Below are 14764 nucleotides of genomic sequence, written 5' to 3' on the forward strand. Positions count from 1 at the left end.
ACAACTTCGCAGGGCGCCGTTCCCTGACAGTACGAAATTGCCATTCCTTGACAGCAAAAATTCCGGACACGTACGGTCTCGGAATGAAGATGAACCAGGGCGTGGAGTGGGCGCTGCACTGCTGCGTGAACATGGCCTGGTTGCCCGGCGATGAGCCGATCAGCAGTGCGCGGCTGGCGGAGCTGTACAAGCTGCCGCCCGCCTACCTGAACAAGCAGCTCCAGGCACTGGTGCGGGCAGGTGTCCTGGACTCCGCTTCCGGCCCTAAAGGCGGATTCCAGCCGGCGCGCAGGCCGGACAGGATCACCGTGCTGGACGTCGTGCTGGCCATCGAAGGCAGGGAGATGGCCTTCCGCTGCGACGGCATCCTGAAGAACGGGCCGGGCGGGGAGATGGATGAGGACTATGCCCGGAGCTGCCTGATCTCCCAGTCCATGCGCCAGGCCGAGCTGGCCTGGCGGACCGAACTTGCCCGGCAGACCGTGGCGGGCATCGCGCAGTCCATTGAGCGGCGCTTCCCTGAGGCGCGCCCCAACACCGTCGCCCGCCTCCTGGGATCGGGCAGTTAGAGCCTGGCGATGATTTCCGCGAGGAGCTTGGAGATCCGCGGACCGGCGGCCTGGCCGGATTCGATCACTTCCTGGTGGCTCAGGGGCACGGGGCTGATGCCGGCGGCGAGGTTGGTGACCAGCGAAATACCGAACACCTCCATGCCCGCGTGGCGCGCGGCGATGGCCTCCAGCGCCGTGGACATGCCGACGAGGTCGGCGCCTATCCGCTTGGCGTACTGCACTTCGGCGGGGGTCTCGTAGTGGGGTCCGGTGAACTGGGCGTACACGCCCTCGTCCAGGGAAGGATCAACCTCACGGGCCAGGCCGCGGATCCGGGACGAGTAGAGATCTGTCAGATCCACGAAGGTGGCGCCTTCGAGCGGTGACGCCGCGGTGAGGTTGATGTGATCTTTGATGAGCACGGGCGTGCCCGGCGTCCAGTTTTCGTTGAGCCCGCCGCAGCCGTTCGTGACCACGAGGGTCTTGCAGCCGGCGGCGGCCGCCGTGCGCACGCCGTGGACAACCGCGCGGACGCCTTTGCCCTCGTAGTAGTGCGTGCGGGCGCCGAGCACCAGCGCACGCTTGCCTTCCCTCGTCAGGACCGAGCGGATGGTGCCCACGTGGCCCTCCACGGCCGGAGCGGAAAAGCCCGGCACTTCCGAGGCGGTGAGGGTGGCCGTGGTCTCGCCGATGAGTTCCGCGGCCTCGCCCCAGCCGGAGCCCAGGACCAGGGCGATGTCGTGCGAATCGACGCCGGTCTCGGCGGCGATGTAGTCGGCGGCGGTGCGGGCAGCCTCGAAGGGGTCAGTGTTCAGGAATTCTGTATTACTCACTGGTACACGCTATCGTGCGGGCGCCGGTGTGCACAGCGGAAAACGGCTGTGGAGGGCGCGCCGGCCGGGGTGCCGGAGCGGGCCCTGTTTGTTGGTGGTGCGGCAAGGATGCGAGAGAATGGTTGATTGTGACTATGCATCCTGATTTCAGCGCCCCCCGAATCGCGATTCTCGGCGGAGGCCCGGGCGGTTACGAAGCCGCCATGGTGGCCGCCTCCCTGGGGGCGCAAGTCACCATCATTGAGCGCGCCGGCCTCGGCGGCTCCGCCGTGCTGACCGACGTCGTGCCTTCCAAAACGCTGATCGCGACGGCGGATCTGATGACCCGCGTCGGTGAGGCGGGGGAGCTGGGAGTCAAGTTCGACGTCGACGGCGGCGACTTCGTTCCGGTCATGCGCGCGGACCTGAAGCACATCAACGACCGCCTGCTGGGCCTCGCCCGCCAGCAGTCGAGGGATATCACGGCCGGCCTTGAGCACCAGAATGTCCGCATTCTGATCGGCTCCGGCAAGCTGGTGGACAACCACACCATCGAGGTCCTGACGGCCGACGGCACCGAAACCGTTGAGGCCGACGCCATCCTGCTGACCGTGGGCGCCCACCCGCGCGAACTGCCCACCGCCCGGCCCGACGGCCAGCGGATCCTTAACTGGGCCCAGATCTACAACCTGGACGAGCTGCCCGAGGAACTGATCGTGGTGGGCTCCGGCGTCACCGGCGCAGAGTTCGCCTCCGCCTACAACGGCCTGGGTTCCAAGGTCACCCTGATTTCCAGCCGCGACCGCGTTCTTCCCGGCTCGGACACCGACGCCGCGGAGGTGCTGGAGGAAGTCTTCGAACGCCGCGGCGTCAAGGTGCTTGCCCGCTCCCGTGCCGAGACCGTGGAGCGCACCGAGGACGGCGTGGTGGTCACCCTGGGCGACGGCTCCCAGGTGACCGGCAGCCACTGCCTGGTCTGCGTGGGCTCCATCCCCAACACGGACGGGATCGGACTCGAGGAGGCGGGCGTGGCGCTGACCGAGAGCGGCCACATCAAGGTGGACGGCGTCTCCCGCACCACCGCCCCCAACATCTACGCCGCCGGCGACTGCACCGGCGTCCTCGCGCTCGCGTCCGTTGCGGCCATGCAGGGCAGGATCGCCATTGCGCACTTCCTGGGTGACGGCGTGACTCCCATCAAGCTGCACCAGGTGGCGTCCAACATCTTCACGTCGCCGGAAATCGCGTCCGTGGGCGTGTCCGAGGCCGAGATCGACTCCGGCAAGTACCAGGGCGACATCGTCAAGCTCTCCCTGAAGAGCAATGCCCGCGCCAAGATGCGCAACCACAAGGACGGCTTCGTCAAGATCTTCGCCCGCAAGGGATCGGGCACCGTGATCGGCGGCGTCGTGGTGGGACCGAACGCGTCCGAGCTGATTTTCGCGATTTCCATCGCGGTGACCCAGAAGCTTCACGTCGACGACGTCGCCAGCACATTCACCGTGTACCCGTCACTGAGCGGCTCCATCTCCGAAGCGGCAAGGCGCCTGCACGTCCACATGTAGGGGAGTGCCGGTCGGGCTTGTCGAGACCGTGATTTCGACAGGCTCTATCAGCGGTTGCGGTCAGGTTTTAGGCGGCTGCCGCCTGGAAGTGTTTTTCGATGAGCCCCTTGATGTCCTCGTGGCAGCCGCCGCAGCCGGTGCCGGCACGGGTTGCTGAGGAGACCTCGGCCACCGTGGAGCAGCCGCCCGTCACAGCCTCCGTGATCTTGCCGCCGCTAACACCGGCACACCGGCACACGGTGCTTTCCGGGTCGTTGGACGCGCCGGACGGGGCCAGCTGGTCGGGTCCGTCCAGCCGCAGGAGCAGGGAACGGTCCGCGGGCAGTTCCGCGCCGCGCTCGAAGAGCTGCACCAGCTCGCCGGCGGTGCGGGGCATGCCCACGCTGACCAGGCCCTCGAGCACGCCGCCGCGGGTGGTCATCTTCACGTAGCGGCCGTGCTCCGGATCGGCCCACTGGGCGATCTGGAGCCGGGGCCGGCCGTTGACCGCTCCGGCGGTCAGGATTTCCTCGTCCCAGGGCTCCGCCGCGTTGTCCCCGGCCACGGCCATGTTCAGGCCGCGGGCCTTGAGCACAATCACGCCGGGCTTCTCCTGGGGGAGCGCGGGCAGCGAATCAGCGTCCTCCTGCGATCCCTCGTTCAGGAGCAGCAGGTACTCGGCGAGCCATTCGGCCTGCCGCCAGCCCGGGCCCACCAGGCCGGACGGTCCCCGCGCGGTGCGGCACTCGATGCAGTCCGGTTCCGGGCAACGGACCTCGGCGCAGTCGCCAATGGCGAAGATGTGCGGTTCGTGGTGCGCGCGCAGCCGGTGATCCACCAGGATGCCCGTCGACGTGGACAGCCCGCAGCCTTCGGCCAGTTCGGTCCGCGGCCGGACACCGCACGACAGGACCAGAAGGTCGCCGTCGATCGCCGAACCGTCGTCGAGCAGCAGGGCCGAGAACCCGCCGTCGGGAGCGTTGTGTTCCACGCCCGTGGAACGCGCGTTGCCGGCGACGCGCACGCCACAGTTGCGCAGGCTGGCGGCGAGCACCGCGCCGCCGCCGCGGTCGATGTTCCGGCCCAGCGGGTGGGGTCCGTTGTGCACCACGGTGACGGTGGCGCCTTCTTCGGCGGCGGCCAGGGCCGTCTCCAGCCCCAGCACGCCGCCGCCGAGAACCACCACGCGCTTGCGGCCGGCTACGGCCTTGCGGAGGACCTCGGCGTCGCGGACGTCGCGCAGCGCAGTGACGCCCGCTGGCAGGACGGGTGCGGCGGGGTCCGGGTTGAGCCCGGTGAGGTTGGGGATGACAGGACGGGAGCCGGTGGCGAAGACCAGCCGGTCGTAGTGGGCCGAAGTGCCGTCGGCGAGGAGGACCTGCTGCCGTGCCCGGTCCACGCGCTTGACGTTGACGCCGAGCCGGACGTCAACGCCTTCCGCCGTGAGGGCGGCGGCGTCGGCCAGGGCCAGTGCCTCGGCGGTGGTGCGGCCGACGCCCAGATCGGCGACGAGCACACGGTTATAGGCGGCGTCGGCTTCCTGGCCGATGACCGTCAGCCGCACCTGCCCGCCGCGAACAGCCGGCAGCAGTTCGTCGACCAGCCGTGCCGCCACCGGACCGAATCCGACAATTACAATCTGCTCGCTCATGAGGCCTCCGAGGTCTGAAGAACACTGTTGCTTGGTACGTCCGCGGCCAGCCGGACCCATACTTTGTTGAATTTGAATTCGGGCATCCCCGAGATGGGGTCCGTGGCGGCTTCCGTCAGCCGGTTCGCGCTTTCCAGTTCCGGGAAGTGGAAGGGCAGGAACACGGTCTCTGTGCGGATGGCCGTGCTGAGCTCCGCCCGGCAGACCACCTCGCCCCGCTCATTTGCCACCGACACGCGTGCACCGTCCGTGATGCCCATGGCGGCCGCGGCTGCCGGGTGGATCTGCAGCTTGGCCTCGGGCTGGGACGCAAGGAGTTCGGAGACGCGGCGCGTCTGGGCTCCGGACTGGTAGTGCTCCAGCAGGCGGCCGGTGATCAGGGTCATCGGTTTGGCGGCCGGGTCAGGGTTCGCCATGGGGGTACGACGACGACGGGGCGTCACCGGGGTCATGACGGCCTTGCCGTCGGCGTGCGCAAACGCGTCCAGGAACATCCTTGGGGTGCCGGTGCTGCCCGCGGGGTACGGCCAGTAGGCGGCTTCGCCGCGGTCCAGCATGGCGTAGTCGATGCCGGAGTAGTCCGCTGCGCCGCCGGCGGATGCCAGTCGAAGCTCCTCGAAAACCGTCTCGGGGTCATCGCTGTACGTGGACGGCGCCTCGAGTGCTTCGGCCAGCCGCGCCATGATCCACAGTTCGCTGCGGGCCCCGGCGGGCGGCTGGATGGCCTTGCGGCGGCGCAGTACACGGCCTTCGAGGTTCGTCAGGGTGCCCTCCTCCTCGGCCCACTGAAGGACTGGCAGGACGAGGTCGGCCTCGGCGGCAGTTTCGGACATGAAGAAGTCGCAGACCACGAGGAAATCCAGGCTGCGGAGTCCGGCGATGACGGCGTTCGCATCGGGGGACGCGACGGCGATATTGGAGGCGTGCACGAAGAAGCAGCGGACGCCGTCGGGCTGTCCGAGCGATTTGAGCAGCTGGACGGCCGGCAGGCCGGGGCCGGGGATCAGCGACTCGGGCACATCCCAGACCTTGGCCATGTGGGCGCGTGCCGCGGGATCGGTGATTTTGCGGTAGCCCGGCAGCTGGTCGGCCTTCTGTCCGTGTTCGCGCCCGCCCTGGCCGTTGCCCTGGCCGGTGAGTGTGCCGTAGCCGCTGCGGGCGGAGCCGGGCAGGCCGAGCAGGAGGCTGAGGTTGATGGCGGCCGTGGCGGTGTCGGTGCCGTCGACGTGCTGTTCGACGCCGCGTCCGGTCAGGATGTAGCTGCCGCCCTTGCGTGCGCCGTCGGCCAGCCTGCGGGCCGTCTCGCGGATGAGTTCGGCGGGCACTCCGGTGAGGGACTGGACGCGTTCCGGCCAGAAGGCGTTGACGCTGCGGACCACGGCGTCGTAGCCGGTGGTGCGCTCCTGGACGTATGCGGCGTCGACGAGTCCTTCGTGGATGACCACGTGCGACAGGCCGAGCAGGAGGGCGAGGTCGGTGCCCGGCAGGGGCTGGAGGTGGAGGCCGCCGCCGTCGGACGTGAAGGCCGCCGTGGCCGAACGGCGGGGGTCCACCACAATCAGGCCACCGGCTTCACGGACACCCTGCAGGTGCTGGACGAAGGGCGGCATGGTCTCGGCGACGTTGGAGCCGAGCATCAGAATGGTGCTGGCACTGTCCAGTGCCTCAAGGGGGAACGGCAGGCCGCGGTCCAGGCCGAAGGCCCGCATGCCCGCGGCGGCAGCCGATGACATGCAGAACCGGCCGTTGTAGTCGATGCGGGAGGTGCCCAGTGCGAGGCGGGCGAACTTTCCGAGCTGGTAGGCCTTCTCGTTGGTGAGGCCGCCACCGCCGAAAACGCCGACGGCGTCGGCTCCGTACTTAGCCCGGGTGTCCTTGACGGCGGTGGTGATGCGGGCCAGCGCCTCGTCCCAGGTGATGGGGCGGTGAACGCCGTCGGACCCCTTCAGCAGGGGCTCGGTAACGCGGCCGGGGTGCTGCAGGAGCGAGGCCGAGGTCCACCCCTTGCGGCAGAGGCCGCCGCGGTTGGTGGGGAAGTCGCGGCCGCTGACCTCCAGGGCCGGCGCTGCCGGCACGGGGTCTGACCCCGGCTGGACAGCCGGGGTCAGAGCCGCTGGGGACTTGAGCGTCATGGCGCACTGCAAGGCGCAGTAAGGGCAGTGCGTGTCGGCGCTTTTGGTCATGTTAGACGTGTCCCATCGCATTTCGGTTGGCGTTGCGGATGTAGAAGAACCAGCAGACTGCCAGCATCACAACGTAGGCTCCGACGAAGCCGTAGAACGCCGGGGTGTAGGAGCCGCTGGCCGTGTTGGAAGCGTTCAGCACCTGCGGGATCACGAACCCGCCGTAGGCGCCGATCGCCGAGATCAGGCCGAGGGCCGAGGAAGCCAGCCGCTGGGTTGTCACCGAGCTGGCACCCGAGCGGGCGGCCCGGCTGGAGATTGCGAAGATAACCGGGATCATGCGGTAGGTGGCGCCGTTTCCGAAGCCGCTGGCGGTGAAGAGCATCAGGAAGAGGACCAGGAAGAGCCAGAAGTTCTTCAGCGGCAGGGTCCAGATCATGGTCAGCGTGATCACGGCCATCGCGGCGAACGCGGAGACGGTCATCCGGGCGCCGCCAAGGCGGTCAGCCATGCGTCCGCCGTAGGGGCGGGCCAGTGAGCCGACCAGCGGGCCGAGGAAGGCCAGCGAAAGGGCCACCGTGCCGACGCCGATGGAGGAGAAGGCGGGGAAGTAGTCCTTGATGAGCTTGGGGAAGACGCCGGCGAAGCCGATGAAGGAGCCGAACGTGCCGATGTACAGCAGGGCCATGATCCACAGGTGCGGTTCCTTGAGCGCGGCCAGCGAGCCGGCCACGTCACCCTTGGCGCTGGTGAGGTTGTCCATGTACTTCCAGGCACCGAAGGCGGCGATCAGGATGAAGGGGACCCACATCCAGCCGGCCATGGGCAGGTTGACGCTTCCTACTGCCACCAGCGTGATGGCGATCGGAACGGCGAGCTGCGCGACGGCGGCACCGAGGTTTCCGCCGGCCGCGTTCAGTCCCAGGGCCCAGCCCTTTTCGCGGGCCGGGTAGAAGAAGGTGATGTTCGCCATCGAGCTGGCGAAGTTTCCGCCGCCGAAGCCGGCCAGGGCGGCCACGAACAGCATGACGCCGAACGGTGTTTCCGGGTTGGAGACGCACATGGCGAGTCCGACCGACGGAATCAGGAGGAGCAGCGCCGAGACGATTGTCCAGTTCCGGCCACCGAAGCGCGGGACCATGAACGTGTAGGGGATCCGGAGCGTGGCGCCTACCAGGCTCGGCATGGAGATGAGCCAGAAAATCTCCGAGGTGCTGAAGGTGAAGCCTGCGCCGGGGAGCTGGACCACCACGATGGACCAGAGCTGCCAGACGACGAAACCGAGGAACTCGGCGAAGATGGACCAGTTGAGGTTCCGGCGCGCAATCGTGCGGCCTTGGGTTTCCCACTGGTGTTTGTTCTCGGCGTCCCAGTTGGCGATCCAGCGGCCAGGACGGACTTCAAGGGCGGGTGCGTCGGTAGTGGTCACGGAAGCGGAGACGCTTCCGTGCCGCGGCTCGGTGGCAAGATCGAGGGAATTGCCGGTGCCGGTTTCTGCGGGGCGGTCAGCAGTCACGGTGTACCTCCTTGGGGGATGTTGTCCTTCCAAGGTAGGCAAGCCGCGTTTCATGGACGGTCGCCCATTGTTAACGTGCTGTGACATTTGCCTATCAGCGTGTTTCCGGCGGCGTTAGGCTGCACGGAGCACAGTTTTTTGAGACAGCCGAAATAGTCCGCATTCTGGACCTTTTGTCCATTGAGTGGACTTCGCTAAGTAGTATTGAAGTCTCTGTATCCTTCTGCCGGGCAGCCTTTTGGGGGCACCGGCCCGGTTCTCACGAAAGCGCTACTACATGTCATCCACTGCCACAACACCGCAGCCGGGGTCAGCCAAGCTAGTGAACTCGCGCGGGCGCGTGATCGTCGCCAGCCTGATCGGCACCACAGTCGAGTTCTACGACTTCTACGTCTACGCCACGGCCGCGGTACTCGTTTTCCCCCGGCTGTTCTTCCCCGGCCAGAACGAAACCACCCAGCTGCTGAGTTCCTTTGCTGTTTTCGGCGTCGCTTTCATCGCCCGGCCGCTTGGGTCGATCGTCTTCGGACACTTCGGTGACAAGTTCGGACGCAAGGGCACCCTGGTGGCGTCGCTGCTGACCATGGGTATTGCCACCTTCCTCATCGGCTGCCTGCCCACGGCCCTCGTTCCGGGATGGGAATTCTGGGCACCGGCACTGCTGGTGGTCATGCGGTTCGCCCAGGGCCTTGCCCTCGGCGGCGAATGGAGCGGTGCAGCCCTGCTGGCCACCGAGAACGCCCCGGCGAACAAGCGCGCCGTCTACGGCACGTTCCCGCAGCTGGGTGCGCCGATCGGTTTCATCATCGCCAACGTGATCTTCCTGGTCTTCAGCTACGCCCTGACCCCGGAGGCCTTCATGGCCTGGGGCTGGCGCGTGCCGTTCCTGCTCAGCGCCGTGATGGTGATCATCGGTCTGTATGTCCGCCTCAAGCTGATCGAAACGCCCGCGTTCACCAAGGTGCTCGAATCCAACGAGGTAGCCAAGCTGCCGCTCGCCCGGGTCTTCAAGACCAGCTGGCGTCCGCTGATCCTGGGCACGTTCATCATGCTGGCCACCTACGTACTCTTCTACCTGATGACCACGTTCACGCTGACCTACGGCACCCGGGCCTCCAGCCTGGACGCGGCCAAGGCCGCAGCCGAAAAGGCCGGCAAGCCGATGACCGAGGCCGCTGCGGCCGCGTTTGTGCCGGGCCTGGGATACACCCGTAACGACTTCCTCTGGATGCTGATCGCCGGCGTCGTGTTCTTCGGCATTTTCACCCTCGTCTCCGGCCCCATGGCCGAGAAGTGGGGCCGGCGCAAGATGCTGATCGCCGTGACGGCAGGCATCTTCGTCTTCGGCCTGCTGTTCGTCCCGCTGTTCAGCGGCGGCTTCGTCGGCACCATGGCGCTGCTGATCATCGGCTTCTCCCTCATGGGCCTCACTTTCGGACCGATGGGCGCATTGCTGCCGGAGCTGTTCCCGACGAACGTCCGGTACACCGGCTCAGCCGTCAGCTACAACGTCTCCAGCATCCTGGGTGCAGCAGTGGCACCGTTCATCGCCGTCTGGCTCTGGGAACTGGCGAAGGGCAGCCCCGTGCTGGTCGGCGTCTACCTCACCGTCATGTCGGTGCTCACGCTCATCGCGCTGTTCCTGAGCAAGGAAACCCGCGACCTGGACTACGAAAACAACGTGGCCTAGCTCCTTAGCTCTTCCGGACCGCTGGTCCGGCAGATGAAAATGCCCGGTGTGATTGGCGGGTTCTAGCGGTCGTTGCAACGCCCAGATCTTTTGGGAGTTGCAACGACCGTGTCGTCTTTAAGGGGAAAAGCAGAGTCTGGTGCAAGGGAAGAATCGAGTTCCCTGAGGGGCCGGAGAGCACCCTCGCAGGAGGAGAAGGATGCATTTTTCTCCGCGCTCGACCGGCTGGGGAGTGTGAGCTCGGCTGCTGCCGAGCCTGGGTTGAACCGCCACACGTGTTTCGGGTGGGCACGGAAGGCCGGGGTTGCTCCGAAGAAGCGATTGACCAGATCGGTTCCAAAGCGGAAGTACACGCCGGAAGAGAAAGACCGGTTCTTCGCCGTGCTCGATCGCGTGGGCAATGTAACGGTGGCTGCCGCGGAGCTCGGATTCAACCGGATGACGTGCTACCAGTGGGCTTACAAGGCCGGAATCGCCAACATTCGCTTGGGCGCCGGCAGACGCGAGGAATTTCTTCGGCTCCGCAAGGCCGGAACGAGCCGGCGCGAGGCTGCCAAGGCCGTGAGCGTCCTCCTGAGCACCGCGCAGGAGTGGGACCACGGCATCAGGAAGGTCGGTAGTCGACGTATTTACCCGGATGGCCGCACGATCGACTACAAACGGGGAGTGACCACCCTGAACACCCTTCCCGGCATGGCCAAGCCAACAACTGGCTCGTCGCTCGGATTGTCCGCGCTGGAGAAGCCCGTGGACCCGAGGTTCCTCTCGCTCCAGGAGCGGGAAAGGATTAGGGACATGCGGGCCGCCGGTTCCTCCGTGCGGGCGGTCGCGACGGCCCTGAGCAGGCCTGCATCGACGGTCAGCCGGGAGCTCGCCCGCAACAGCCAGCCAGCGCTGGGCTACCAGCCCTATGCAGCCCAACGGAAGTCCGTAGCCCGACGGGCACGGCCCAAGACGGCCAAGCTCGCTGGCGAGTCGGACCTGCGCGACTACGTGAAGGACAAACTGCTCATACGCTGGTCTCCGGAGCAGATCAGCCACACCCTGATCGAGGAGTTCCCCGACAAACCGGAGATGCGTGTGAGCACTGAGACGATTTATCAAGCCCTCTACGTCCAGGCAAGAGGCGGACTCAAACGCGAGATACAGGCAGCCCTGCGCACCGGGCGGACCCGCCGCAAACCCCAGCAAGCCGGGGAACAGCGTCAATCCCGGTTCGTGGACCCGATGGTCATGATCTCTGAACGGCCGCCCGAGATCGAGGACCGTGCCGTCCCCGGGCATTGGGAGGGCGACCTCATCACCGGGACACTGAACCAGTCCGCGATCCGTACGCTGGTCGAACGCACCACGCGGTACGTGATGCTCGTCCACCTACCCGGTGACCACACCGCCGAAACCGTCCGGGACGGCCTCGTCTCGGCCATGAGCACCCTCCCGGCGCACCTGCGGGGCTCCCTGACGTGGGACCAGGGAGCGGAGATGGCTGCCCACCGCTCATTCACCATGGCCACCGACATGCCGGTCTACTTCTGCGACCCCGCCAGCCCCTGGCAACGCGGCTCCAATGAAAACACCAACGGACTGCTGCGCCAATACTTCCCCAAAGGCACCGACCTCTCGGCCTACGGACCCGAAGACCTCGAACACGTCGCCCAGGAACTCAACGGACGCCCACGCAAAACGCTCGGCTGGGATACTCCAGCCGAGCGTTTACGTGATCTACTCTTGACTACCTAGCCGCCAGCGGTGTTGCAACGACCCTTAGAATTCGCCATTCACACCGGGCATTTTCATGCGTTCTTAGTCCCCGATCGACTCAATCCTCGATCGTTGCGATGACGGCGCCCGCGGCCACAGTCTGGCCTGCGGCGGCCAACAGGCCGGTGACGGTGCCCGCACGGTGCGCGGTCAGCGGCTGCTCCATTTTCATCGCTTCAAGCACGACGACGAGATCGCCTTCAGCGACGACGTCGCCGTCGGCCACGGCCACCTTGACGATGGTTCCCTGCATGGGGGAGGTCAGCGAATTTCCGCCGGCCGCCGCGGTGGCGCCGCCCGAGCGGCTGCGCTTCTTGGACTTGGCCGGCTTCGCAGCGGCGCTGGAGGCTGCCCCGCTGAATCCGAGGGAGGCGGGGAGTGCCACTTCAAGGCGCTTGCCGCCCACCTCGACCACCACGGTGCGGCGTTCGCCGGCTTCCTCGGCGTCGGGAGCGGCGCCGTCGGGCGTCCAGGCGGGAAGGTCGTTGACGAACTCGGTCTCGATCCAGCGCGTGTGGACGCTGAAGGGCCCTTCGGCGGGGGCGAAGGCGGGGTCGCTGACCACGGCAAGGTCGAACGGGATGACGGTGGGGATGCCTTCCACCACCATCTCCTCGAGGGCGCGGCGCGAGCGCTCCAGGGCCTGGGGGCGGCTGGCGCCGGTGACGATCAGCTTGGACAGCATGGAATCGAAGTTTCCGCTGATGACGTCGCCCTGCTCAACGCCCGAGTCGATCCGGATGCCGGGGCCCGTGGGGTTCTTCAGCGTGGTGATGGTGCCCGGGGCGGGCATGAAGTTCCGGCCCGGGTCCTCGCCCGTGATGCGGAATTCGATCGAGTGGCCGCGGACCTCGGGATCGCTGTAGCCCAGTTCCTCGCCGCGGGCAAGCCGGAACTGCTCGCGGACGAGGTCGATTCCGGTGACTTCCTCGGATACGCAGTGCTCCACCTGCAGGCGCGTGTTGACCTCGAGGAAGGAGATGGTGCCGTCCTGGCCGACCAGGAACTCGCACGTTCCGGCGCCGAGGTACCCGGCTTCCTTGAGGATGGCCTTGGAGGACTCGTACAGGCGGTGGTTCTGCTCTTCGGTGAGGAAGGGTGCCGGTGCTTCCTCGATGAGTTTCTGGTTCCGGCGCTGCAGGGAGCAGTCGCGGGTGGAAACCACCACGACGTTGCCGTAGGCGTCCGCGAGGCACTGGGTTTCGACGTGGCGGGGGGAATCCAGGAAGCGCTCGATGAAGCATTCGCCGCGGCCGAAGGCAGCGACAGCTTCGCGGACGGCGGAGTCGTAGAGCTCCGGAATTTCCTCGCGGGTGCGCGCCACCTTGATGCCGCGTCCGCCGCCGCCAAAGGCAGCCTTGATGGCCACGGGCAGGCCGAACTTGTCCACGAATTCGAGGATCTCTTCGGCGGACTCCACCGGATCCGCGGTGCCGGGAACCTGCGGTGCGCCCACCTTCTCGGCGATGTGGCGGGCCTGGACCTTGTCGCCGAGGGCGGTGATTGCCTCCGGGGACGGGCCGATCCACGTGATGCCGGCGTCGATGACCTTCGCGGCAAACTGGGCGTTCTCGGCCAGGAAGCCGTAGCCGGGGTGGATGGCGTCGGCGCCGGACTGGCGGGCCACTTCGATCAGCTTGTCCATCACGAGGTATGACTCGGCGGCGGTGTTGCCGCCCAGGGAGTAGGCCTCGTCGGCCAGCCGGACGTGCAGGGCGTCGCGGTCGGGGTCGGCGTAGACGGCGACGGAGGCGATGCCTTCGTCGCGGGCTGCACGGATGATGCGGACTGCGATCTCACCGCGGTTCGCGATCAGGACCTTCGTGAGGTTTGCGTGCACTGGACCTGCGGACTGCTCCGGCTTAACTGACAAGGCGTCTCCTTCTTTCCTTCAGGGAGCCTAGCTTGATTTTGAGGATTCCGCCGATATTACTGGCGGAATCCGCGCGTAGGAAGCCTCTCCTTTGTAGGGTTGCTACAAGAAGCCTCCATCTCGCTCATTCGGCCCGGACCTCGGCGGGATCGATGGCGCCGCCCGTCCAAAGCTCGGTGACGTCCACATTCGCCTGGCCCAGCAGCCCGCGCAGGGTGGAGATGGAGAGCCCGACGACGGTGTGGGGGTCGCCGTCGACCTTGCGGATGAAGGCCCCGCCGTAGCCGTCGATCGTGAAGGACCCGGCGCACTGGAGCGGCTCGCCGGTGGCGATGTACGTGTCGATCTCAGCTTCGCTCATGTCCATGAAGTGGACTTCGGCGGAGGAGACGGAACCGAGGGTCGCGCCGGAGCCGGGGCGGCCGCCGTCGTCGGAGTCGTCGGTGTCCCGGCAGTCCACCAGCCAGTGGCCGGTGTGCAGCACGCCCATGCTGCCGCTCATCCGGAGCATCCGTTCCTTGGCCACCTCGGCGGTGTACGGCTTGCCGTGGGCCTCGCCGTCGAACTCGAAGACCGAATCGCAGCCGATCACCAGGGCGCCGTCGGCCTCGGGCAGGGAGGCCACGGCCTCGGCCTTCGCGCGCGCCAGCAGGAGGGCGGTGTCGTGCGGGTCGGTCACGCCGTAGTGGGCCTGGACGGCGTCCTCGTCCACATCGGAGACGAGGACCTCGTGGGCGATGCCGGCGTTGCTGAGCAGTTTGGTGCGGGCGGGGGACTGGGAGGCAAGAATGAGGCGGGTCACCGCTCCAGCCTAGTTGTTAATACATCTAGCCGCGGAAGCCGTTTCGGGTCCTCTGCAAAGGGTGACCCTTAAATGTCACAGCCCACAGGGACACTTGCATCATCGACGGAATCAGGGACCGGAAGGGGCCTCAGCAATGGCCGGACGCGATGATTACGACCTCCGTGGCTTGCTCACGATCGGCAACCGCGCGCTTCGGGAAATGACTTTGCCCGAGGATTATGCCGCGCTGATCGAACACTGCCGGGGGCTGGACGAGCTGAGCTCTGCACTGAGCACTGTTAGGACGCGTCTTGAAGTGGCGGTTGTCCTCAACCGTGTGCCGGTAGCTACGTCCGGGATGGGGACCTCCCCGATGGCAGCCGAAGCGGTTGACCGGCTTCGGCGGGCCCTCATTTACGTGATCGCCCTTAATGTCAGAGCCCACCGGGACACTTGAGC

Annotated in this window: 11 protein-coding genes; 5 read left to right on the forward strand and 6 right to left on the reverse strand. The window is 66.8% G+C overall.

Annotated features, from left to right (window positions below; all coding sequences use genetic code 11):
* The first annotated feature begins 83 nt into the window (after positions 1–83).
* Positions 84–569, forward strand: coding sequence for an Rrf2 family transcriptional regulator (locus ASG92_RS14065; RefSeq protein WP_056629659.1), 486 nt, complete (start codon positions 84–86; stop codon positions 567–569).
* On the opposite strand, the gene ASG92_RS14070 is transcribed toward ASG92_RS14065, so the two are convergent.
* Complete coding sequence (locus tag ASG92_RS14070; RefSeq protein WP_056629362.1) at positions 566–1384, reverse strand: purine-nucleoside phosphorylase; 819 nt, start codon at positions 1382–1384, stop codon at positions 566–568. The genes ASG92_RS14065 and ASG92_RS14070 overlap by 4 nt on opposite strands.
* Positions 1385–1512: 128 nt before the next feature.
* Between ASG92_RS14070 and ASG92_RS14075 the strand changes: the two genes are divergently transcribed.
* The gene (locus ASG92_RS14075) at positions 1513–2928 is read left to right on the forward strand and encodes an NAD(P)H-quinone dehydrogenase (RefSeq protein ID WP_056629661.1); all 1416 of its coding nucleotides are present in this window, start codon (positions 1513–1515) and stop codon (positions 2926–2928) included.
* Positions 2929–2995: 67 nt separating this feature from the next.
* Here the strand turns inward: ASG92_RS14075 and ASG92_RS14080 are convergent, their stop codons facing one another.
* Genes ASG92_RS14080 through ASG92_RS14090 form a run of 3 tightly spaced genes read right to left on the reverse strand, consistent with a single transcriptional unit; the run spans position 2996 to position 8197 of the window.
* Entirely contained in the window at positions 2996–4558 is a 1563-nt protein-coding gene (locus ASG92_RS14080; protein WP_056629364.1) for an FAD-dependent oxidoreductase, read from the reverse strand.
* Positions 4555–6741 carry a molybdopterin oxidoreductase family protein gene (locus ASG92_RS14085; protein ID WP_056629366.1) on the reverse strand — a complete coding sequence of 729 codons (2187 nt, stop codon included), beginning with the start codon at positions 6739–6741 and terminating at the stop codon, positions 4555–4557. The genes ASG92_RS14080 and ASG92_RS14085 overlap by 4 nt, the downstream gene beginning before the upstream one ends.
* Before the next feature lies 1 nt (position 6742).
* Positions 6743–8197: an MFS transporter gene (locus ASG92_RS14090; protein ID WP_056629368.1), complete on the reverse strand. Its 1455-nt coding sequence runs from the start codon at positions 8195–8197 to the stop codon at positions 6743–6745.
* A 277-nt stretch (positions 8198–8474) separates the two neighbouring features.
* On the opposite strand from ASG92_RS14090, the gene ASG92_RS14095 reads away from it, so the two are divergent.
* Positions 8475–9887, forward strand: coding sequence for an MFS transporter (locus tag ASG92_RS14095; protein WP_056629369.1), 1413 nt, complete (start codon positions 8475–8477; stop codon positions 9885–9887).
* A gap of 693 nt (positions 9888–10580) precedes the next feature.
* The gene (locus ASG92_RS14100; protein ID WP_157372225.1) at positions 10581–11627 is read left to right on the forward strand and encodes an IS30 family transposase; all 1047 of its coding nucleotides are present in this window, start codon (positions 10581–10583) and stop codon (positions 11625–11627) included.
* Positions 11628–11706: 79 nt separating this feature from the next.
* Here ASG92_RS14100 and ASG92_RS14105 read toward each other — a convergent pair whose 3' ends face one another.
* Together ASG92_RS14105 and ASG92_RS14110 are read right to left on the reverse strand one after the other, a co-directional pair.
* Positions 11707–13521, reverse strand: a complete 1815-nt coding sequence (locus ASG92_RS14105; protein ID WP_056629372.1) for a biotin carboxylase N-terminal domain-containing protein — start codon at positions 13519–13521, stop codon at positions 11707–11709.
* 124 nt (positions 13522–13645) lie between these two features.
* Positions 13646–14323: a nucleoside triphosphate pyrophosphatase gene (locus ASG92_RS14110; protein WP_056629373.1), complete on the reverse strand. Its 678-nt coding sequence runs from the start codon at positions 14321–14323 to the stop codon at positions 13646–13648.
* Between the two features lie 136 nt (positions 14324–14459).
* On the opposite strand from ASG92_RS14110, the gene ASG92_RS14115 reads away from it, so the two are divergent.
* Positions 14460–14762: a hypothetical protein gene (locus tag ASG92_RS14115; protein WP_056629375.1), complete on the forward strand. Its 303-nt coding sequence runs from the start codon at positions 14460–14462 to the stop codon at positions 14760–14762.
* The last annotated feature ends 2 nt before the right edge of the window (positions 14763–14764 follow it).

Source organism: Arthrobacter sp. Soil736, from assembly GCF_001428005.1.
Lineage (GTDB): Bacteria > Actinomycetota > Actinomycetes > Actinomycetales > Micrococcaceae > Arthrobacter.